Origin of the sequence: Ureibacillus thermophilus (assembly GCF_004331915.1) — a bacterium.
Lineage (GTDB): Bacteria > Bacillota > Bacilli > Bacillales_A > Planococcaceae > Ureibacillus > Ureibacillus thermophilus.
Genome location: NZ_CP036528.1, coordinates 2,255,010 through 2,276,172 on the forward strand (window position 1 = coordinate 2,255,010; position 21,163 = coordinate 2,276,172).

17 protein-coding genes and 5 pseudogenes are annotated in these 21,163 nt (G+C 39.6%); 8 read left to right on the forward strand and 14 right to left on the reverse strand.

The features are described from left to right. Window positions 1–95 precede the first annotated feature (95 nt). Both DKZ56_RS11155 and DKZ56_RS11160 read right to left on the reverse strand, forming a co-directional pair. On the reverse strand, window positions 96–956 hold the full coding sequence (locus tag DKZ56_RS11155) for a phosphotransferase (protein WP_208650062.1): 861 nt from the start codon (window positions 954–956) through the stop codon (window positions 96–98). Further along, complete coding sequence (locus tag DKZ56_RS11160) at window positions 957–2,195, reverse strand: LysM peptidoglycan-binding domain-containing protein (protein WP_425471026.1); 1,239 nt, start codon at window positions 2,193–2,195, stop codon at window positions 957–959. A gap of 136 nt (window positions 2,196–2,331) precedes the next feature. Here DKZ56_RS11160 and DKZ56_RS11165 point away from each other — a divergent pair, with 136 nt between their 5' ends. After that, complete coding sequence (locus DKZ56_RS11165) at window positions 2,332–2,862, forward strand: transcription repressor NadR (protein ID WP_208650064.1); 531 nt, start codon at window positions 2,332–2,334, stop codon at window positions 2,860–2,862. A gap of 142 nt (window positions 2,863–3,004) precedes the next feature. Here DKZ56_RS11165 and DKZ56_RS15995 read toward each other — a convergent pair whose 3' ends face one another. Further along, complete coding sequence (locus DKZ56_RS15995) at window positions 3,005–3,178, reverse strand: IS3 family transposase (protein WP_425471055.1); 174 nt, start codon at window positions 3,176–3,178, stop codon at window positions 3,005–3,007. A gap of 154 nt (window positions 3,179–3,332) precedes the next feature. On the opposite strand from DKZ56_RS15995, the pseudogene DKZ56_RS15580 reads away from it, so the two are divergent. The 6 genes and pseudogenes from DKZ56_RS15580 to DKZ56_RS11200 form a co-directional block, all read left to right on the forward strand. Further along, a pseudogene (locus DKZ56_RS15580) lies at window positions 3,333–3,522 on the forward strand (IS3-like element ISEnfa5 family transposase); the annotation flags it as partial. A 383-nt stretch (window positions 3,523–3,905) separates the two neighbouring features. Beyond that, window positions 3,906–4,481, forward strand: a complete 576-nt coding sequence (locus DKZ56_RS11180; protein ID WP_208650067.1) for a biotin transporter BioY — start codon at window positions 3,906–3,908, stop codon at window positions 4,479–4,481. 3 nt (window positions 4,482–4,484) lie between these two features. Beyond that, window positions 4,485–5,993, forward strand: a complete 1,509-nt coding sequence (locus DKZ56_RS11185) for an AMP-binding protein (RefSeq protein WP_208650068.1) — start codon at window positions 4,485–4,487, stop codon at window positions 5,991–5,993. 31 nt (window positions 5,994–6,024) lie between these two features. Continuing rightward, a complete protein-coding gene (locus DKZ56_RS11190; RefSeq protein WP_208650069.1) occupies window positions 6,025–7,128 on the forward strand; it encodes an acetyl-CoA C-acyltransferase in 1,104 nt (367 codons plus the stop codon). A gap of 89 nt (window positions 7,129–7,217) precedes the next feature. Next, the gene (locus DKZ56_RS11195; RefSeq protein WP_208650070.1) at window positions 7,218–7,628 is read left to right on the forward strand and encodes a hotdog family protein; all 411 of its coding nucleotides are present in this window, start codon (window positions 7,218–7,220) and stop codon (window positions 7,626–7,628) included. Beyond that, a complete protein-coding gene (locus tag DKZ56_RS11200) occupies window positions 7,609–7,932 on the forward strand; it encodes a MaoC family dehydratase (RefSeq protein WP_208650071.1) in 324 nt (107 codons plus the stop codon). The genes DKZ56_RS11195 and DKZ56_RS11200 overlap by 20 nt, the downstream gene beginning before the upstream one ends. Before the next feature lie 314 nt (window positions 7,933–8,246). Here DKZ56_RS11200 and DKZ56_RS11205 read toward each other — a convergent pair whose 3' ends face one another. Genes DKZ56_RS11205 through DKZ56_RS11225 form a run of 5 tightly spaced genes read right to left on the reverse strand, consistent with a single transcriptional unit; the run spans window position 8,247 to window position 11,846 of the window. Continuing rightward, entirely contained in the window at window positions 8,247–8,642 is a 396-nt protein-coding gene (locus DKZ56_RS11205) for a thiol-disulfide oxidoreductase DCC family protein (protein WP_342775782.1), read from the reverse strand. Next, window positions 8,642–9,514 carry a prephenate dehydratase gene (gene pheA, locus DKZ56_RS11210; RefSeq protein ID WP_208650072.1) on the reverse strand — a complete coding sequence of 291 codons (873 nt, stop codon included), beginning with the start codon at window positions 9,512–9,514 and terminating at the stop codon, window positions 8,642–8,644. The genes DKZ56_RS11205 and pheA overlap by 1 nt, the downstream gene beginning before the upstream one ends. A gap of 51 nt (window positions 9,515–9,565) precedes the next feature. Next, a complete protein-coding gene (locus DKZ56_RS11215) occupies window positions 9,566–10,021 on the reverse strand; it encodes an ACT domain-containing protein (protein WP_208650073.1) in 456 nt (151 codons plus the stop codon). A gap of 15 nt (window positions 10,022–10,036) precedes the next feature. Further along, window positions 10,037–11,323, reverse strand: coding sequence for a GTPase ObgE (gene obgE, locus DKZ56_RS11220; protein ID WP_208650074.1), 1,287 nt, complete (start codon window positions 11,321–11,323; stop codon window positions 10,037–10,039). Between the two features lie 4 nt (window positions 11,324–11,327). Then, complete coding sequence (locus DKZ56_RS11225) at window positions 11,328–11,846, reverse strand: Spo0B domain-containing protein (protein WP_208650075.1); 519 nt, start codon at window positions 11,844–11,846, stop codon at window positions 11,328–11,330. A 395-nt stretch (window positions 11,847–12,241) separates the two neighbouring features. Here DKZ56_RS11225 and DKZ56_RS11230 point away from each other — a divergent pair. Then, a pseudogene (locus DKZ56_RS11230) lies at window positions 12,242–12,802 on the forward strand (transposase); the annotation flags it as partial. Window positions 12,803–13,682: 880 nt separating this feature from the next. Here the strand turns inward: DKZ56_RS11230 and DKZ56_RS11235 are convergent. The 6 genes and pseudogenes from DKZ56_RS11235 to DKZ56_RS11260 form a co-directional block, all read right to left on the reverse strand. Then, window positions 13,683–15,038, reverse strand: a pseudogene (locus tag DKZ56_RS11235) (IS1182 family transposase). A 144-nt stretch (window positions 15,039–15,182) separates the two neighbouring features. Beyond that, entirely contained in the window at window positions 15,183–17,321 is a 2,139-nt protein-coding gene (locus tag DKZ56_RS11240) for a heavy metal translocating P-type ATPase (RefSeq protein ID WP_208650076.1), read from the reverse strand. After that, on the reverse strand, window positions 17,314–17,682 hold the full coding sequence (locus DKZ56_RS11245) for an ArsR/SmtB family transcription factor (RefSeq protein ID WP_055358810.1): 369 nt from the start codon (window positions 17,680–17,682) through the stop codon (window positions 17,314–17,316). The genes DKZ56_RS11240 and DKZ56_RS11245 overlap by 8 nt, the downstream gene beginning before the upstream one ends. A gap of 303 nt (window positions 17,683–17,985) precedes the next feature. Then, window positions 17,986–19,145, reverse strand: a pseudogene (locus DKZ56_RS11250) (IS256 family transposase). A gap of 136 nt (window positions 19,146–19,281) precedes the next feature. Continuing rightward, complete coding sequence (locus DKZ56_RS11255) at window positions 19,282–19,692, reverse strand: DUF3021 domain-containing protein (protein ID WP_208650077.1); 411 nt, start codon at window positions 19,690–19,692, stop codon at window positions 19,282–19,284. 1 nt (window position 19,693) lies between these two features. Continuing rightward, window positions 19,694–20,147: pseudogene (locus tag DKZ56_RS11260) on the reverse strand (LytTR family DNA-binding domain-containing protein); the annotation flags it as partial. Window positions 20,148–21,163: the final 1,016 nt, after the last annotated feature.

Below are 21,163 nucleotides of genomic sequence, written 5' to 3' on the forward strand. Positions count from 1 at the left end.
TAGTAAAACACTTTTATAGAAAACAAAAGAAAGACCGTCCTATGATGACGGTCACTTATTTTCTATTCCACTCTATATTATCATAATCTTCATCTTTATCCTACTTCAAACATTTCCTGAATTTTTTCCGTTGCAACCATTAATTCAGGCCAATGCCTTAACGCATTTTCTGTAAACGGCATTATATAGTCTAAGAAAGCATCTCTTTCATAATCTCCTAAATGTAAAACATACTGCCATTCTCTTAGTAATTCATTGGGATATTGCAAATAATGCAATTTTGATAGACAAATATCTCTTAAATATTTATTTTCTCGTAATAAAGTTTCAAGATTATAATCTAAATTCGGAAGCGCCCGGTGCATCCATAAAATCATTTCTTCCGCCGCATCTCCAACAACCGCCAAATCAAAATCAATCAATTTCATTCCATCTTTGGTGATTAAAAAATTATGATGAACTACATCGCCATGGAGCAATGTCAATTTTTTTGGAGTCGGTCCAGGATTTTGCTGAATCTTTTTTAAAGCTTTGTTTGCGTATAGAACAATATCATAATAATGGTGGCTCAAATATTTAACCAGCTCATTTTCTTGAAATAAAAATCGTTCAAGCCTTGCATTCCATTTTTGAATGAGTTTATGTTTTGGAATAACAGGATAATGACTCCACTCAATATGTTTATTCGTTTCATGGAGAGCTTTTAAAATTTTGACAGCTTTCTTCCGATGGGTTTCTTTCCCAAAATCCGCGCTGTAGCTGTTCTTTTGCCAGCTTTGCACAATTACATTGGGCTCTCTTGATTTTTTTAAAGGAATGGTATAGGGAAATCGAAGTTGTTCCAATTGTTCATGAATCAGCGCAACTTTTTCGAAAACGTGCATTTGGTCATATTTTTTGATGAACAGTGTTTCATCCCCTGCATGTTGCTTCCATATATTATTTTTGATTTGCATTTAGTATGACCACGGTTTAAATTGTGGTGCACAAGGATCCATGCTCATTGGATTATATTGCTGTTGATATTGCTCCATTTGCGGATATGTTGGTTGTGGATAGAATGGGTACATTGGTGAATAATATCCTTGTTCCATTGGAGGATATTGTGGGTATTGGTAATAATCATAAGCAGGCAATGTTGTTGCTTGCTCAAATTCTTTTGAAGCGTCTTGATGATCTTTTGATTGTACATAACCTTGGCTGATTGTTTTTACATCTTCCGCATCTTCTTTTGTAGTGGAGTCAAACAGCCAATCTGTATTATCTTGAGCTTCTCCATGAAGAGCATCTAATTGCGGCGGAACATATCCATATCCATCATACATTCCCAACTGAGGTTGTTGAGCGTATTCTTGAGCTGAATAAGGCATCATTTGAGAAACATCATATCCTTGAGGCATCATCGGATATGGCATTGCTGAGTAATCCGGGCATGGTGGCAGCATTTGCGGCCCTGGAAAATATGGTTGAACGTAATCATGCATTTGGTGATGTCTTCCTCTGCAGCCACAGTCCTCTACTTTGTGCTGCATGCCGTGACAAGGATGTACCGGCTGCGGCATACATGGGATATAAATTGGCTGCGGCACAGGAACATATTCAACATGAGTTTGAGGTACAGGAACATATTCCACTTCTTTTTCGACCACCTTTTCTTTTTCTTCTTTCTTTTCTTCCTTCACTGCTTGCGGCGCTGGTTGTGGAATTTCGATAAAAATTGGCTGCGGCATCACAGGTTGCGGGATTGGCATAATTTGCGGCTGCATCATTTGGCGTTGAATACTAAATTGCGGATGAATATCAAAATGAAATTCATTTTTTTCCTGGGAGTGGAGTTGTTGAACAGGTGTTGGAGCAATTGGCGGGATAGATGGGATCGGTGGAATTGGCGGCATTTTCAACTCTGCTTTTTTCTCCATCTTTTCGATTGGCTTTTCTTTTGTCGGAGTCTCCACTTTCATTTCCTTAGGCGGCGTTTCAATTGCTTTTGCTTTATCTGGCATTTCTTTAGGAGCTGCCTTTTGTTTTGGTACAGCAAAATCATCTGGTAAAATAATCTCCATGCCAGGTACAATATAATCCGGATTAGCTAAATGAGAATTGAGTCTTTTTAACTCCACAAAATCAATTCCATATTGTTTGGCAATTTTCCAAAGAGTGTCTCCCTTTTGTACAATATGTGTTCGCACAAACATCCTCCTTCTCTCGATTTATAATATGTTATGAAAAGAAAATGGTCACAAAAATATACCCTTTCATCTACCTCGTGTTAAACTATGTTTTATAGGCTTATCCGTATACACAGAATTTGTCTATTTAGAAGGTGATTGTATGAAAAAAATGCTTGGAGAAGAACGTAGAAATGAATTATTAAATGTATTAAAAAATTCAAGAACACCGATTACGGGAACCCAATTAGCAAAATATGCAAATGTCAGCCGACAAGTGATTGTCAATGATATGAACTTGTTAAAAGCCCGCAATCTCCCTATTATCTCTACAAGCCAAGGTTATTTATATTTGCATCAAGAGGTAGCGGATTCTTTGATTGAAAAGAAAATTGTCTGTATACATACAGCGGATGAGGCAGAAGATGAAATGTTTACTATTGTCGACTGCGGGGTGACGATTAAAAACGTCATCGTTGAGCATCCAGTCTATGGAGAAATTACCGCTTCCATGATGTTGTCATCCCGGATGGATGTGGAACATTTTTTAAAAAAAGTGAGAGAAACGAATGCCACTTACCTTTCCGCATTAACTAACGGTACGCATTTGCATGTCATTTCATCTCCGACCATCGAACAAATTGAGGAAGCAGAAAGAAGACTGCGGGAAAAAGGATATTTAGTGGAAGAATGATTTCAAAACAATCTCCATTTATTTATAAAGTAATTAGGCGGAACTGTCTGAAAAAGAAAAAAAGAGGCTGAGGCAAAAACAAATAATTAAAGAGGTTAGAGAAGTAATTGAACTGCTTCCTGTCAAGTAGACAGTGTAAATACTAAGCGGCTTGAGCCCTGTATTCTAAGGGACTTAAGCCGTTTAATTTTTTCTGATAACGGAAATGGTTATAAAAATAAATATATTCATCAATCGATTGTTTCCGTGCTTGATATGAATCATAGGTATTCAAATGATATTTTTCACATTTGAATTTACTCCAAAAGGATTCAATTGAGCGTTATCGATGCATTGACCCACACGAGACATACTTTGTGTTCATTGTGCCTCGTCTATGATCTCCTTATATTTTTTGGATGTATATTGGAATCCTCGATCGCTATGTACGAGTGGATGTTCGTCAGGTTTCAGGGTTTGGATTGCTTTTGAAATCACCTGTTCAACACGTAGCTGAAAATCGATTAAATCGCGAGTTTACTGCAGAAAAGCCCAATATGAAATGGTGTACAGATGTAACGGAGCTGAAAAAAAAAAGCCTATTTAAGTGCCCTTATTGATTTGCATGATGGTTCTAATGTGAGTTATGAATTGGGTCATTCCAATAATAAACATATTATTCTTTTTATGTATCGTACTGTTAAATACTTAGAGGAACAAGGTTATTCAATACCTTTTAACTCAGAAATAGATGATAGTAAAATTAAATTAGGTATGACTTATGAAGATGTATATGAAATAGTTAAGAAAAAAGTATTTTCAATGGATAATTCCAAAATTTATACAAATGTAAGTCGCAATAATACTAAAGTTACTACGGATTATATATTTGAAAGTAAATATTCAGCTGTCTTTACGTGATGAGGAATTCTTAAATTCCCTCAAAAAAATTTTTGCTCTAAAATAGTAAACTTAATCTAAAAATAGGTTGACATAAATGTAGATTACGATGTAAATTGATGTCAACCTATTTTATATTTTGGTTTACTAAAGGGGATGTAAGAATGAAAATTAAAGAGATTACTTATGTTGCATTGTTTGCGGGAATCATGGGAATTTTGGGATTGGTTCCACCTATTACATTGGGGTTCACTCCTGTACCAATTACTTTACAAACGTTAGGTGTGATCTTGGCAGGAGGTATACTCGGTGCTCGGCTTGGTTCGTTGAGCATCATTGTCTTTTTATTGATCGTAGCTGCAGGAATGCCGCTTTTACCCGGTGGACGCGGTGGAATTGGGGTCTTTTTCGGTCCGAGCGGCGGCTATTTAATAGGATATGTAATTGCTGCTTTTAGCATCGGCCTTATTTTTTCTAAAATTCAAACGTTGAAATTTAAACATATTATCGCAACAAATTTAACGGTTGGCATTTTTTCTGTCTATTTAACAGGTATTCCTGTGCAGGCTTTTGTAATGAATCTTCCAATACTTGAAACGATTAAATTGAGTCTTGTTTATATTCCAGGAGATTTCATAAAAGCAATTATTGCTTCAATCCTTGTTTACAAATTACAGAAATACCCGATTATTGCCCAAAACTTTGTTAAATCGTCTACAGCACAAGTAAGGGAGGGATAAGGTGTGATTACTTCTCCCTATTCAAAGCATGCAAAGCTTTTTCCCAATAAAGCTGCACTAATAACGAAAGATGGAGTTTTAACATACCGTGAATGGGATAAAGCGGTACGGAAAACGGCCACATGGTTTCAGGCAATGGATTCCCATCATAAAACAGTTGGCATCCATTTGCCGAATGGAATTCCGTTTTTGCAGGTTTTTGCAGGGGCAGCTGCTGCCGGATGGAAGGCAGTTCCCCTTGATTTAAAATGGAAGAAAGAAGAACTGCAAAAACGTATTGAACTTGCCCAACCTGATGTCATCATTACTACAACAAATCTTTTTTCAAAAGAAATAGGGTTTAATCAGAATGTATGGATTTGGGAAGAATGCAAAGAAAAAATTGCGGAAATGCCACCAAAGAAAAACTTTCCGGATTTAGACGATTCGCTTCCGTTTTATCTTGGATTTACATCAGGCTCAACCGGTTCGCCAAAGGCTTTTATCCGTTCGCACTTGTCTTGGATAGAAAGTTTTGTGTGCACTCGCCGTGAATTTGGCATCAAGGAAAACGACCACGTGCTGATTCCCGGTCCGCTTTTTCATTCCCATTCGTTATTTGGAGCGATGAGTACTTTGTTTATCGGTGGAACCGTGTATGTATTGGACAAATTTTCCCCTGAAAAAATGTTTTCAGTTATCAGGGATCATCCGGTTTCAGTAGTGTATATTGTTCCGACGATGGCTGAGGCGCTTCTTAAAAAAAACACATCGGTGAAGCAACCGTTGAAATTAATTTCTTCTGGGGCGAAATTAGAGGTACATACGAGAAATAGAATCCGCTCAATGTTTCCAAACCTGACATTGTTTGAGTTTTATGGTGCAGGTGAGCTTAGTTTTGTTTCATTTTCTAATAATGAAAGAAAGCCAGATTCTGTTGGCAGGCCGTTTCATAATGTGAAGGTTCAGATTCGCCGCCATAATGGAGAAATTGCCGGTGTCGGAGAAATCGGGAAAATCTATGTACGCAGCCCTATGACATTTATTGGTTATATCACAGAACCGGGTGGATACGCGAAATCAATTGCAGATGAACAAGGTTGGGTGACGGTCAATGATATGGGATGGATCGACGAGGAAGGTTATCTCTATGTCGCGGGCAGGGAGAATAATATGATTTTGTATGGTGGTATAAATCTTTTCCCTGAGGAAATCGAAGCTGTTTTGAGTAAGCATCCGAAAGTGGAAAAAGCGGCTGTGGTTGGATTAAGCGATCCGTATTGGGGGCAAATTGCGGTAGGTATTATACAGGGAGATGTATCTGAACTGGAATTAAAGCGGTATTGCAAAACGCATTTGGCTTCATATAAAGTGCCGCGCAAATGGTATTTTACAGAAGAAATGCCTATGACTACCAGCGGAAAAATCGCCCGTGGAGAGCTTCTGAGGTTGCTGGAGAAAAGACTGGTGAATGCCACTTCGATTAATGATTGTAAACACCCCATGATAGAAAGGGATGAGCTGCCGCGGTAAAGAGAAGTAGGTGCGAAAGGAGAATGATGACATGAGAGATGCGGTAATTGTTGCAGCGAAAAGAACTCCGATTGCCCGTGAAAACGGGGCTTTATGTCATCTGCAGGCACATCAATTAGCGGCGCCGCTTCTTTCTTTTTTAGCCAAGGGAATCGAGGAGAAGATTAATGACGTCATACTTGGCAATGTTGTTGGTCCTGGAGGCAATATCGCACGTTTATCAGCTTTAGAGGCAGGTCTTCCCTTCTCTGTGCCCGGAATCACTATTGACCGTCAGTGTTCTGCAGGACTTGAGGCTATTCGCATGGCTTGTCTTTTTGTTCGTGCAGGTGCCGGATCGTGCTATATGGCAGGAGGAGTTGAAAGCGTCAGCACCTCTCCCTTCCCGAAGCGTGCCCGGTTTTCACCAGAGAGAATCGGGGATCCGGATATGGGAGTGGCTGCGGAATATGTAGCTGAGAAGTTTGGCATTACAAGAAAAATGCAGGATGAGTATGTTTTGTTAAGCTGGACGCGAAGCCGGAATGCTTACAGCAATGGAATCTATGATGAGGAAATCTTTCCTGTAGACGGCTTGGAATGTGATGAAATATGGCAGCGTAAACGGAATATGGAGAAGATAGTGAAACGGGCGAATCCCGTTTTTGTGAAAAATGGAACGGTAACAGCGGCAAATAGCTGCGGAATTCATGATGGTGCAAGTGCAGTTCTTGTCATGGAAGCTGGTCTGGCGGAAAAACTTGGATATAAACCGCTGCTTCGTTATGTCGACAGCCAAGTGTCGGGTGTGCATCCTTTTTACCCTGGATTTGCTCCGGTGCCTGCGATCAAAGAATTGCTTGAACGAAATACTTTGACGATTGATGATATTGATCTTATTGAAATAAATGAAGCGTTTGCGTCCAAAATTGTTGCTTGTACTCAGGAGCTGTCGATTCCATTGGAAAAAATAAATGTTCATGGTGGTGCACTTGTGATTGGCCACCCATACGGTGCATCGGGTGCGGTTTTAGTAACAAGATTATTTTATGAAGTTCAACGGCATCCAAGGACTAGATATGTCCTTGCTGCTATCGGCAGTGGCGGAGGCGTAGGGGTGGCAATGTTGTTTGAAGCAATTGGAGAACAGGAATGAACTATGTCCCACCGAGCGGTCAAATGGTTGGCATAGAAGAACAGGGACATATTATATCAAAGTACCTCTTAAATAAATGAGGTGATAAATTGAAATCGGAGAGTTATACAGTTTGTTTTACAAAAGAAGAAGTTCTTCGTTATACCGAATTAGCCGGAGTGAAAAATCCGATCTTTCGCAATATGGAAGCGGCATTGGAGAAGGGGTATAAAGGGATACCTGTTCCACCGGCGATGGCAATGATTGCCTACCGACACATTAAATTACCTTGGAAGCTTTCCGAACCGGTCATTCTCAGGAAACAGGAATGCCGGCTGTACAGAATCATGTATGCGGATGAAATTTATACCGGTACCGTTAAAATATCAAAGTATTCATTCCGTCATAATAAACTATTTATTCTTCAGGAATTGGAAATATTTGATCAGCAGAATCATCTCTGTTTTAACGGAATCTCTCATTTGATAGCAGGTGGTGTAATTGAAAAAAATACAGTTTGAAGTGACAGAAAAGGATATCGAAGGTTATGCAGAGTTGTCAGAAGATTATAATCCGATTCATCTTGACAATGAATATGCCAAGGCTCACGGCTTTTCGGGAAAAATGGCCCATGGGATGCTATCTTTGGCGAAAGTATGGGGCATTTTAGCCAATGAATTAGAAATCATGCAATTTCCAGCTGAATTCCATTTGCAATTCCAATCGCCTGTCTATGTTGGGGAACAGGTAGAATTGAACATTATGGAAAAAGACAATGTTGTCACAATCACCGGCAAAGTTATGAAAGGCAGGGCGTCGTGGTGACGTTTTAATTTACACCTTCAATTGATCGTTTGTACACATATGATTTGATCAAGCACCTCTTGAGACGTTTTTTAAACCTTACAATCAATATTGGCTGTAGGGATTTTTTCATGAATTAAAAATTGGATGTTTAATAAAAAAATTTCTTACTTGAATCGTATAGATTCTTAGTTCTTTGTCAAATGGTGTTGGTGATAAGTTTAAGTGACTTTTCAGGTATGATGTAATCGTACGGAGGCTGTCCACTTTTTCAGACGCCCCCTTTTTTTAGATTTTGTCTTAGCCTCTTTACTTTTGACAGCCTAGTCCCTCTATTAGAAAAGAAATCGTTCTGCCTCTTCTGGGCTCGGCAATTGGCAGACAGCTTTCCCGCCAAGAAGATAACGATATTTGGCCACACCATCATAAATCAAATCTCGAAGAAAAGAGGGAAGCATTATGAACAAATAAAAAACTTTCCAAAAGCCGTCAAGCTTCCGGCAAATTCGCAAAACGGCAGAAGATTTTGCATAATATCGTCCATTTTCTATAAGAATTAAACTGTCCATATCAGCCGGAACTCGGTAATCTCTGCATAACCCTTTGCCTGCTTCACTTTCCAACGAAGCAAACTGAAAAAGCTTTCGGGAATCTCTTTTTATAATGAATTGTACGCCTCGATGGCAAAATCCGCATTCCCCATCAAATAATACGATTGCTTTCAGATTCATCACTCCGTTGCATTGTATGTATAATATGTACCGAGTGATTTGACTGTGCATCCAAGGGCACGCAATTCCTCAAAGGCCCATTCCATCATCGGTTCATTTTCATCTGCTAGCACATCAATGATAAAGAAATAATTCCCCAATCCCGTTTTCAGCGGGCGGGATTCAATTTTACTCAAATTTAACTTTCTCCAGGCAAAAACAGAAAGCACTTGATGCAATGCTCCGGAATCATCATGAGGCAATGTCAGCATCAGCATCGTTTTCGGCTGGCCGTCTGAATTTTCAATCGGCAAGCGGGTATTGTGCTTCGATAAAATCACAAAGCGGGTATGGTTAAAATGAAAGTCATGAATATTTTTTTCAACGATTTCCAGCCCGTATTTTTCTGCTGAAGAGGCATTGCCAATGGCTGCGATGCATTTGTCTGGATTTTCCGCCACCATTTTTGCCGCTTCTGCTGTAGAAGTTGTTTGATGCAATGGGACATGGCTGAAACGATAAAATAAATATTTATGGCATTGAGCTAAAGCATGGGGATGGGAATAAATCCCCTCGATTTTTTCCCAATGGTCTTTTTGGGCTTTATTCACCATTAAATGTTGCTGAATTTTTAATTTAATTTCTCCAATGATGAATAGATTGGCTTCATGGAATAAATAGTCGATGGTAAGCGGCACTGTGCCTTCCAAAGCGTTTTCAAGAGGCACGACGGCATAATCCACCATATCATTTGTTACAGCATCAATGCATTCAGGAATGGTTCTATAGGCAATAATCCATTCATTTGGAAATATTTCTTTTGTTGCTAAATACGTAAAAGAAGCTTCCGGTCCTAAATAGGCAATCCGGTACTTCCATTCATTTTGCGTCACAATAAAGCCTCCTATCAACCCTAAATGGCGCTTCTTTCCCCGAAACTTCTACTATAATGCTCCAGAACTGATCACTTCCGCAGATTCAACAAATTCCAATTCGTTCAGCTTTTTAATCAGCTCATGCAAATCAATAACCATGCTTGTTACATCCAAAGAAAGGGTGACGTTGGCTCGGCCTTGAATGGGTATGGTTTGATGGATGGTTAAAATGTTGCAGTGCGCTTCTGTAATCACTTCCAACACTTTTGCCAACGTTCCCTTTTGATCTTGCAGTTGAATAATGATCGTTAAAATTCTTTCTTTTACGATGGAGTGAAAGGGAAAGACGGCATCCCGATATTTATAAAAGGCGCTTCTCGATAAGTCCACTTGTTTGACTGCATCCCAGATCGAATTCACTTTCCCTGATTCCAACAGCCTTTTTGCCTCCAACGTTTTTTGCATCGCATCGGTCAACACATCTTCCCTTACTAAATAATAGCGTTGTTCAGCAACATTCTTCATCTCCATCCCTCCCAACTATTCAATAAATTCAAATTCGTAATCTAAAATGCGCACAGTGTCTCCGTCTTTCGCACCGCGTTCTCTTAAAGCATCGTCTACCCCCATATGACGAAGCTGTCTTGCAAATCGGCGGATGGATTCATCACGGCTGAAATCCGTCATTTTAAAGAGACGCTCAATTGTATATCCGCTTAAAATATAAGCGCCATCATCGTCGCGGGTAATTTCAAAATCCCGTTCTTTTTTCTCATGTTTATAAACGACTGTTGCATCGCTTTCATCCGCGATATCATACAGTTCGAAATATGGAGTAACCTCCAGTAAGTCGGCAATTTCATGCAATAGCGGTTTAAGCCCTTGTTTGGTAATGGCGGAAATAGGAAAGACTTTTATATCATCCCCAAGTTTTTTCTTAAATTCTGCTAAGTTTTCTTCCGCACCCGGCATGTCCATTTTATTGGCCACCACAATTTGTGGACGTTCTGTCAGGCGCAAATCATATTGTTCCAACTCTTTATTGATGGTTACATAATCTTCATAAGGGTCTCGCCCTTCCATTCCAGACATATCCACCACATGGACAATAACTCTTGTCCGTTCGATATGGCGCAAAAATTGAATGCCTAACCCCACACCTTGATGAGCGCCTTCGATTAACCCCGGCAAGTCAGCCATGACGAAGCTGCGGCCGTCATCCGTTTCCACTACACCAAGATTTGGAACAATCGTTGTAAAATGATATGCACCAATTTTTGGTTTTGCGGCAGACACAACAGAAAGCAATGTGGATTTCCCGACGCTTGGATATCCGACAAGACCAACATCGGCTAATAATTTTAATTCTAATATAACATTTAATTCTTGCCCTGGCTCTCCTTTTTCTGCAATTTCCGGTGCAGGATTAGCAGGTGTGGCAAATCGCATATTTCCTCTTCCTCCGCGGCCACCTTTTGCAATAATTGCCTGCTGGCCATGTTCAACTAAATCGGCAATCACTTTTCCCGTCTCTTCATTAATAACCACCGTACCTGGTGGAACTTTTACAATTAAATCTTTTGCATTTTTCCCATGCATGCCTTTACTCATGCCGTTTTCGCCCCGGGATGCTTTAAAATGGCGATTGTAGCGGAAATCCATCAATGTGCGCAAACCTTCATCCACTTCAAATACAACGTTACCGCCATTTCCTCCATCCCCGCCAGCCGGGCCGCCATAAGGAACATATTTTTCACGGCGAAAGGCAACCATTCCATCCCCGCCATCTCCACCTTTTACATATATTTTTACGTGATCAACAAACATATTTTCACTCCTTAATGGTTAAAACATATTTCCATTCATGGTTCGTTTCTTTTTCCGTTATTACTTTCAACTGACGATTGACATCAGAATGGAAAGGCTCCACATCCCACTTTCCTTGCAAATCAAAGATGATATTTACCATTTCTTCGTTTGCTTTCACTTCCATCAGCAGTTGCGGCTCGGTATATGGGTCAAGATGAGCATAAACATGCTGAATCGTCTCTTCTAAGTATTCGACAGTTTCCCCATCTTTTTTCACTTTTGGAGTCATTGTGACATTACTTTTTAACAAAAATTCAATGGAAGGAAACCGATAACGAAAGGTTTGAACCCATTCAACGGTTTTCGGCCAGTTCAATTTATTTAAATTTGAATAAACTCTATATTGATTGCAATAATTTTCTATATGTTTTTTCGCATCTTCAATTCGATTTAAATCTAAATTCATTTTGATTAATTGCAACTGATTAATAAAATCATGATTTACTGCCCTCAAAATTTCACCAGTTGAAAGTTTCGTCAATTCCCCCACTCCTACACAACTTTTCTAACCAATACCTTTTTTAGTATAACAAGTTTTTCTTCGCATTTCTTCTATCAAATCGTCCATTTTTAGAAATAAAAAAAGGACTGCATCTTTGCAGTCTGAAAGGAGTAGCATTCGCTACTCCTTTGCTCTTTCTTCCATGCGTTTTAAAATTCCACTTCGCAACAAAACAATTTTATTTAACATTATTTTTTTCAACTATATCTCGAATAATTAAAATAATTCCAACTATGTTTATGGCAAACTAAAAATGTAACGTTTGGCAATTAATTTATGCAGGTCCTATAAAACAAAAAACCACTTGCCAACATTCCCCAAATACACTACCCTCCTAGTTGGACAAAACAGTTCAACGGGAGGTATTCAAGGAGATGTTAGCAGTGGCTGAAATTCATTATATCAGATATGAAGCAAACCAAAAAGGATGTTCCTATTCCGATATTGCCAAAAGAATGAATCGTGATCCAAGAACAGTGAAGAAGTATGCGGAAATGGAAGACTTCAATCCCTCAAAAGTTAAACAAACGAGAAAAGCGAAAGTGATGGATCCAGTGAAACCGATATTGGATCAATGGATTAAAGAGGACTTGACAAAGAAGAAAAAATATCGAAGAACTGCGAAACGAATGTATGAAATCTTAAAAGAAGAATATGGATTTACAGGTTCAGATCGTTCTGTTCGGCTCTATGTATCAAAAAGAAAACAAGAACTGCTCGAACAAAGTGAATCAGCTGCGTTACCTTTAGAATCGAAACCTGCAACGGCTCAAGTTGATTTTGGAGAAGCTCCTTTTCTCTATCAGGGGAAATACGTCGATTTTCCTTACCTGGTCGTTTCATTCCCTTACAGTAATGCGGCCTATGTGCAAGTCATGCCAGCTCAAAATCAAGAATGTTTCTTGGAAGGATTAAAACGAATCTTTCACTATATATTTGGTCCCAGGAGCTGTTCGACCTTCCTTCACTTCTACTATAAAAAAATAGTAGCACAAACCTTGGCCTAGGTCTGTACTACTAATGTTAGTATGTTTATTTTTCTAAACTTGCAAAAATCGAGTAGGAGGGAGTGATTAACTCCCGTCCTCTCACACACCGTACGTACGGTTCCGTATACGGCGGTTCAGTTAAAATAATTGAAGTTTTTATAACTTCCGTGAATAGCTGTTCTCTTTATGCCAGTGGTCACTCCACCCTCCAAGAGGTCTCCCACGGGATTCACCGCTTCCTTCCTCAAGTGAGGTACTACGTTTTCTGTGTTCATCATGACTCACTGAATGCCAAGGGCTATTCTCTCTTAATTGTTCGGTCCTTCTTAGTTGTTCTAGACCAACTAATACTATGACCTCTGCTGACTTCTGACGGTTCAGCTACTTATCACTAAGTAGGTTATGAAGCGTATTTCACCTATCCGCCAGACCTCCCCGGGTAAGTACATGCACTTTCACACCATCTATCCGCCTCATTTACTCGATATGACCTTCGACAGAAAGAGCTTTGTTTTGTTTGGCAAACTCACTCAATCATACCTAGCCTTATATGAGGTTCGTGTTCCTCGGACCGGTGTTTTGCCTCCAGCTTCCTTCAGATTCCGCGTCACCACGGACACCCTTGCTCTTGGCTAACCTCTACTTCTGTCTTCGGGGTTCGGGACTTACACCCTATAGTTCATGTACATGCCGGGCGCACCAAATAAGAAATGCTTGGCTTTAAGCGCCAAGCATTTCAGACTGTCGACAAACCCCAACTCAAATGTTTCATTTGAGTTGGGGTTTGTCTTTTTTTGCTCATTATTTTCTAAGATTCTTGTCTTATTTAGGCTGGACATGGTCTTTTCCATGTCCAGTTTGCCATTTTCTTTAAGTTCATGGCAGCGAAAGTAAGCATCGCCTGCATGGACAATTTTTCCAATCCTCGTAGAGTTGTCCATCGCATGCCATGCTTCTCTTTTCCATCGGCAAAGACCCGTTCAATCGTTTCTTTGCGCTTATCATATATATTTCTATTGATATCTGTATGTCTTAAGTGGTCGACTTCTTCCACATAATGCTCCCAAATGTGGCGATGAATAAATTTAGTGTGATCTTTACTTTGGGTACACTTTTCTAAAAATGGGCACGTTTTACATATTTCCGGTTTCGAAGCGTACTGTCGATATCCTTCTCTTGTTGTTGTTCGGTATTCAAGAGTTTGGTTGTTTGGGCAGATATAACAATCATAATGCTCATCGTATACATATTCATACTTTTTAAAGAAACCGTCCTTTGTTCTAGGCCTTGTATATGGCATGACTGGACGAATCTCTTTATCCAATAGACTTTTCGCATTCGCTGGGGTTTTGTATCCGGCATCTACGGCTACTGCAGTTGGTTTGCCTACTTTTTCGATGACTTGTTCGAGTAATTGACCAAACACCTGACTATCATGAATATTCGCTCCCGTTACCTTGGTAGCTAAGATAAAGCCTTTTGCATCACAGGCGGTATGAAAAGAATAGGCAAACATCTTTTCCCGTTCATCTTTTACGTAATAGCCACTATCAGGATCGGTTGTACTGACCTTTATTTCCTAGGTTTCTTCATTCTCTTTCGGGGGAAAGGGCTTTTTTCCATGGTTTTCACGGTCTTGGTTAATCTCTAACTCTAATTGCGCTTGATAGCTTTTTGTTTCTGCCCGGACAATTTTCTTATCGAACTTCTTTTTATTGGCGCTCGCTTTGACATGTGTTGAATCAATAAAGGCAACAGATGCATCCACTAATCCTTTATTCATCGCTTCTTTTAAAATACGATAAAATATCTGTTCAAATAAATCAGTACCTTGAAAACGACGAACATAATTCTTGCCGAACGTTGAAAAATGAGGAATTTTCTCTGTGAAACCATATCCTAAGAACCATCGATACGCCACGTTGGTTTCAATTTCTTTGATCGTTTGACGCATGGATCGAATACCAAATAAATACTGCACAAAGACCATTTTAATGAGCACAACAGGATCAATACTAGGCCTTCCGTTATCTAGGCAATAGGTATCTTTGACAAGATCGTAAATAAAATCAAAGTCTATGGCTTGTTCAATCTTCCTTACCAAATGATCTTCTGGAACCAATTGATCAAGAGCCACCATTTCCAATTGATTTCGATTATTGTCAGTACGCTTCGATAACATCCTAAATTTCCCCCGTTAACCAAGAATTCTATCCCTATTATACAAAAAAAGCCTGTAGATTTGGCCCCTAGTTAGAGACTTTGTCTACAAGCTGAAAGACCGAAATAAATTCGGTCTTTTTGTGTGTCTTCTTCAACTATTGCATTATTCTTTCACATTTAGCAATCGCATGCTGTTTAATGTTACGATTAATGTTGCTCCCATATCGGCAAATATCGCTAACCATAACGTTAACCAACCAGGCACAATTAACAGTAATGCCAATGCCTTAATCCCTAAAGAGAAAGTAATGTTTTGCTTAATAATCGCTAAAGCTTTGCGGCTCAATTTAATCGTATATGGCAATTTGCTTAAATCATCAGACATTAAGACAATATCGGCTGTTTCTAGGGCTGTATCGGTTCCAGCACCACCCATTGCCACACCAACGGTTGAAGCTGCAAGAGCTGGTGCATCGTTCACACCATCTCCAACCATCGCAACACTTCGATACTTGTCGCGAAGCTCTTTGATGAAATTCAGTTTATCTTCTGGAAGTAAATCGGCTTTAATATCGGAAACACCGACTTGTTTTCCGATGGCTTCGGCTGTTCTTTGGTTATCTCCCGTCAGCATCACCGTTTTTTCAATACCGACTTGATGAAGTTTTCGAATAACCTCTTTGGATGATTCTCTTATTTCGTCTGCCACGGCAATTAACGCCAGAATTTCTTTTTCCGTCCCTAATGCCATGACCGTTTTCCCTTGTATTTGAAGGGTTGTAATTTGTTCTTTTATTTCTGATTGGATGCCATTTGGAAGAAGTTCTTCAAAAAGACCTGGACTTCCGACATAATACATTGCGTTATTTACTTTGGCTTTGACCCCTTTACCTGTAATGGATTGGAATTCTTCAACCGATACATCATTAAAATTCAATCCATCTTCTTCTGCTTTTCTTATAATGGCGGAAGCAAGTGGATGTTGTGAGCCTTTTTCAATGGCTGCTGTAATGGTCATTAATTCATTTTCATTGCCATTATAAGTGACCACATCGGTGACGGAAGGAATACCTTTTGTTAATGTTCCTGTTTTATCAAAAGCAATCACTTTTAAGTTTCCTGCTTCCTCTAAATAAATACCACCTTTAATTAACACACCGTTTTTCGCTGCATTTCCAATGGCAGTTACAATCGAAACAGGCGTGGAAATAACCAACGCACACGGACAACCAACCACTAATACAGCTAGACCTCGATAAATCCATTCGCTCCAATCAGCACCCATAAATAATGGAGGAATAACGGCTAGTAAAAGAGCAAAAATGATAATGGCTGGTGTATAGTATTTGGCAAAACGATCTACAAACGCTTGAGAAGGTGCTCGTTCTGCTTGAGCTTCTTCCACTAAATGGATGATTTTCGAAAGAGTTGTATCTTCCACTCGTTTTGTCACTTTTACTTCCAATAACCCTTCTTCATTCAATGTTCCTGCAAAGACTTCATCACCGACTGTTTTGGTTACTGGAACACTTTCTCCCGTAATGGCAGCCTGATTTAATGTAGATGTACCCTTGATGACGATTCCATCCATCGCTAATTTCTGACCAGGCTTTACGATCATAATATCTCCGACTTGAATATCGTCAACAGGGACCATCATTTCTTCATTTCCTCGACGAATTAATGCTTCTTTTGGAGCAATATCCATCAACGATTCAATGGATTGACGAGCTTTATCCATGGAATAACGCTCTAAGGCTTCGCTAATGGCGAATAGAATAACAACCGTTGCACCTTCTCCCCATTCACCAATCGCTGCAGCTCCTAAAATCGCCACTGTCATCAGCGTATTCATATCAAAATTCAATCGAACTAGGTTTTTGAAACCTTTTATAAATAACGAATATCCACCGATTAAAATTGCTGCAGCATATCCAATTGTCGCAAAGATATGCTCTTCTCCGTATTGCTTCCCTAAAAACCAACTGATCACAAGCAAAACGGCGGAAATATACACTTTAATGTTCTCTTTTTGCTTCCAAAAAGGTTCACGCTTGACTGATTTTTCTTTATCTTCCCGAACCTTTAAGTTTTCAAAAGCTCCTGCTTTTTCTAATTCTTCGATGGTTGTTGTACCCAAAACGGTAATTTTAGATGCTCCAAAGTTTACTTTAGCATCTTGAACACCTGGCAATGATTTTACATTATTTTCAAACTTTGCCGCACAGTTTGCACAAGTAAATCCTTGAACACGGTAGGTTTTCGCTTCTGATTTAGATAATTTTGCTTGTTGTTCAGACACGGACTTTCACCTCTTTATCATGTACTAACGCAATCATGATTAACTGCTTAATATGGTCATCATCCAGCGAATAAAATGCTAGCTTTCCTTCTTTTCGATACTTTACAATCCCTTGTTTATAAAGGGTGCGTAAATGATGGGAAGTTGTTGCAACAGAAGCCCCGATGATATTAGCAATATCACATACACATAACTCTTCATCTTGGCAAAGTGAATAGACAATTTTTGCCCTATTTTCATCTGCCAGTGCTTTAAACAACAGGACAACACTGGATATATCTTCTTTTTGCAATTCCCCTTGTATTCGATTGACTTTTTCTTCGTCATAACAATAAATTTCACATGTATCTTTCTTACTCATTCATTATCCCCCTTTCATATTCAAATTTCCGTTTGAATATATTATACCTCATTTCTTTTATTATTCAAACATTTATTTGAATGAAAAACAAAAAAGAATTGGATGTAAAAAATCAACCTAATATTTACCAGGCATTTCATTTAGGTACCGTCAAGAATTTTGTGTAATGTAAATGGGGTAGGGTTTCTCTGAAATGGATTTGAATTGATAGGGGACTGATTTTCTCCACACAGGGGACTGAATATTCAGTCTCCTGTGTGGAAAGAGAGAATCCCCCTTATCTCATTGATTTACATGATTTGGTTAATTGTAACGTTCTTCAAACATTCGTTGAAGGGCTTCATGAGCTTCGGAAAATCCTCGTAACTTTCGCCCTGCCCATTTCTCATTAAAATCTTGGATGGTCAAATACACGACTTTTTCCGCGGCTTCTAAACTGCTCAAACTGTTCATCGGCTTTAGACGTTTCCGAATCTCCTTGATCGTTCGTTCAATGGTATTCGTCGTGTAAATCACACTTCGAATACGGCTTGAATCATCCATAAATGTTAGGAGGGCATCCAACTCATTGGCCCAAGATTGGACTTCTCTCGGATACTTGCTGGACCATTTCGACTCAAACTGTTGAAACATCTGTAACGCACTCTCCTTATTCGGTGCGCGATAAATCAGTTTGAGATCCTCTGCCAATTCAAATTGATCTTTTTTCCGAACACGATTTAAGGTATTACGTACTTTGTGAACGACACAGCGCTGCACATCGGCTTTCGGATAAACGGCCCGAAAAGCTTCCTCCAGCCCCGGAAGGCCATCGAAGACGCCCAGAAGCACTTCCTTTACGCCTCTGTTGTATAGTTGTTGAAGAATCTCCTGCCATCCATAGGCGCTTTCCTGTCCTCCCACAAAGAAATCAAGAATTTCGCGATATCCTTCTTCATTCACCCCTAACACCACATAAATGGCTTCTTTCTCCACGGTTTCGCGACGAAGTTTTACGTATAAACCATCCAAATATAAGACGGAATAACGCTTGTGCAGTGGACGAGCGTGCCATTTCTCGATGTCTTCCTTCACTACATCGGTAATACGGCTGATCGTTGCAGGAGAATAGGCATTGCCTAAAATTCGTTCAATAAACTTGCCAATTTCCCGTGTACTCATGCCGCTTTGGTACATCCTAATGATGGCTTCCTCAAGCCAGCCGGTGTGGCGTTGATAAGGGGCAAACAATTGTGTTTGAAACGTTCTCTTGGCACCAAAAGACCCTCAATCCGGCCATATTGCGTATCTTGATTTCGTTGATAGTAGCCGTTTCTCATATTGGATGTGTCCGCCTGTTCGATTTCGAGGAAATGTTTGATTTCTTCCCGCATAATCAGCTCTAATTTTTCCTTCACAAACTGACGAATGACACTTTCCAGTTGATTTGCCCAGTCGACATTCGTTATACTTCTTTTAGACATAGGTAGGGTACTCCTTTCTCTAAGATTTTTGGTCCAATCAGAGAATGCCCTACCTTTTTTCTTTTGATCTAGTAAAATGCTTTACACAAAATTTTATACATCATCAAATCCGATCCTGACTGAAGGGGATATTTATTTATATTTTCTCTAAATCTTCATTCATTTGATTTGCTAAGTTTTTGAAATATAAATAGTAGCAACCCCATATAACTAAATAGACTACAATAAATATAGTTGCTGAAATAAGGATGTTTTTCAAATCAAACGGGATCCACCCAATTCCCAAGGACAGGATAAAATATAAAACAATTACTGTAACAAAGTGCAATGCCGTTTGTTGCGACAGACGGAGCGATTCTAATTCAAAATAAAGCGAAGATACGGCAAAAAACCATCCACAAAATATGCTCCCAAATGAGTTTTTTATAAATTCTTCACCATTAATGACAGGGAAATGACCGAAATAGATGATAGAGCTAGTTACCACTACTGCGATAAAGGAACCGATCAATATCCCGATGATGCTTCTGTATAAGAATTTTTTCATTCTTTTTCCCCCTATTCTTTTTTAATGCTTTTTTGATGGCATGAACATAACGTCGAGAAATGTACTCTTTCACTCCTGATTTAAAATAAACGCATAGAGTGCCATTGAACGATGCTTCAAACCGGCTCAACTCATAGAGATTTACAATGACCGACTTAGAAATGCGAACAAACTTGTTAGAGGGAAGCAATTTTTCGAGCTCATACAGCTTTTCCTTCAAATTTAAATGTTCCCTCGGCTGTCACCGCCTCGATGCTATCCCCATGAGCACGAAAAAAATGGATCTCATTTGGCTTTAATATATAATGCATATCACCATTTTTTCCGACAATAAATTCCGTCTCCATCCCTTTTAAAAAATCAAGAATTTCTTTAATCGTGTCATCTACTTCCTTACAGTGAATGGTCACGATTGTCTCAGCGTAATCGCTGTCAATATCCAAAGACACTTTCATTCTGCCCGCCTCCTTTACATTCATCTTTTTTATTAAATTGTATTCGTTATGCTAGCTGTTGTCTTCATGATAAAGGTAAAAGGTTGTTTTTCCATCCCATCCGGCAAAAATCGTCCCTTGAAATGCATACGATACATGAACCTCTCCCACCTCGGCGCTATACCGAAACTTCGATGAAACTGGACGATCTGGCCCAAAAAGACCACCTAGCACGGCGATTGATTTTTTCCTTTATTTACGACATAGTGAAAGATCTCTACTCTGAAATCGTATTCGGCAAATAAAATCGAGTAGGAGGGAGCGATTAACTCCCGTCCTCTCACACCACCGTACGTACGGTTCCGTATACGGCGGTTCAATTAAGATCATTGACGCAATTTTTTTTAACTTCCGTGAATAGCTGTTCTCTTTATGCCAGTGGTCACTCCACCCTCCAAGAGGTCCCCCACGGGATTCACCGCTTCCTTCCTCAAGTGAGGTACTGCGTTTTCTGTGTTCATCATGACTCACTGAATGCCAAGGGCTATTCTCTCTTAATTGTTCGGTCCTTCTTAGTAGTTCTAAACCAACTAATACGATGACCTCTGCTGACTTCTGACGGTTCAGCTACTTATCACTAAGTAGGTTATGAAGCGTACTTCACCTATCCGCCAGACCTCTCCGGGTAAGTACATGCACTTTCACACCATCTATCCGCCTCATTTACTCGATATGACCTTCGACAGAAAGAGCTTTGTTTTGTTTTGCAAACTCACTCAATCATACCTAGCCTTATATGAGGTTCGTGTTCCTCGGACCGGTGTTTTGCCTCCAGATTCCTTCAGATTCCGCGTCACCACGGACACCCTTGCGTTGAGCTAACCTCTACTTCTGTCTTCGGGACTTACACCCTATCGTTCATGTACATGCCGGGCGCACACAATCGAGTAGGAGGGAGCGATTAACTCCCGTCCTCTCACACCACCGTACGTACGGTTCCGTATACGGCGGTTCAATTAAGATCATTGACGCAAGTT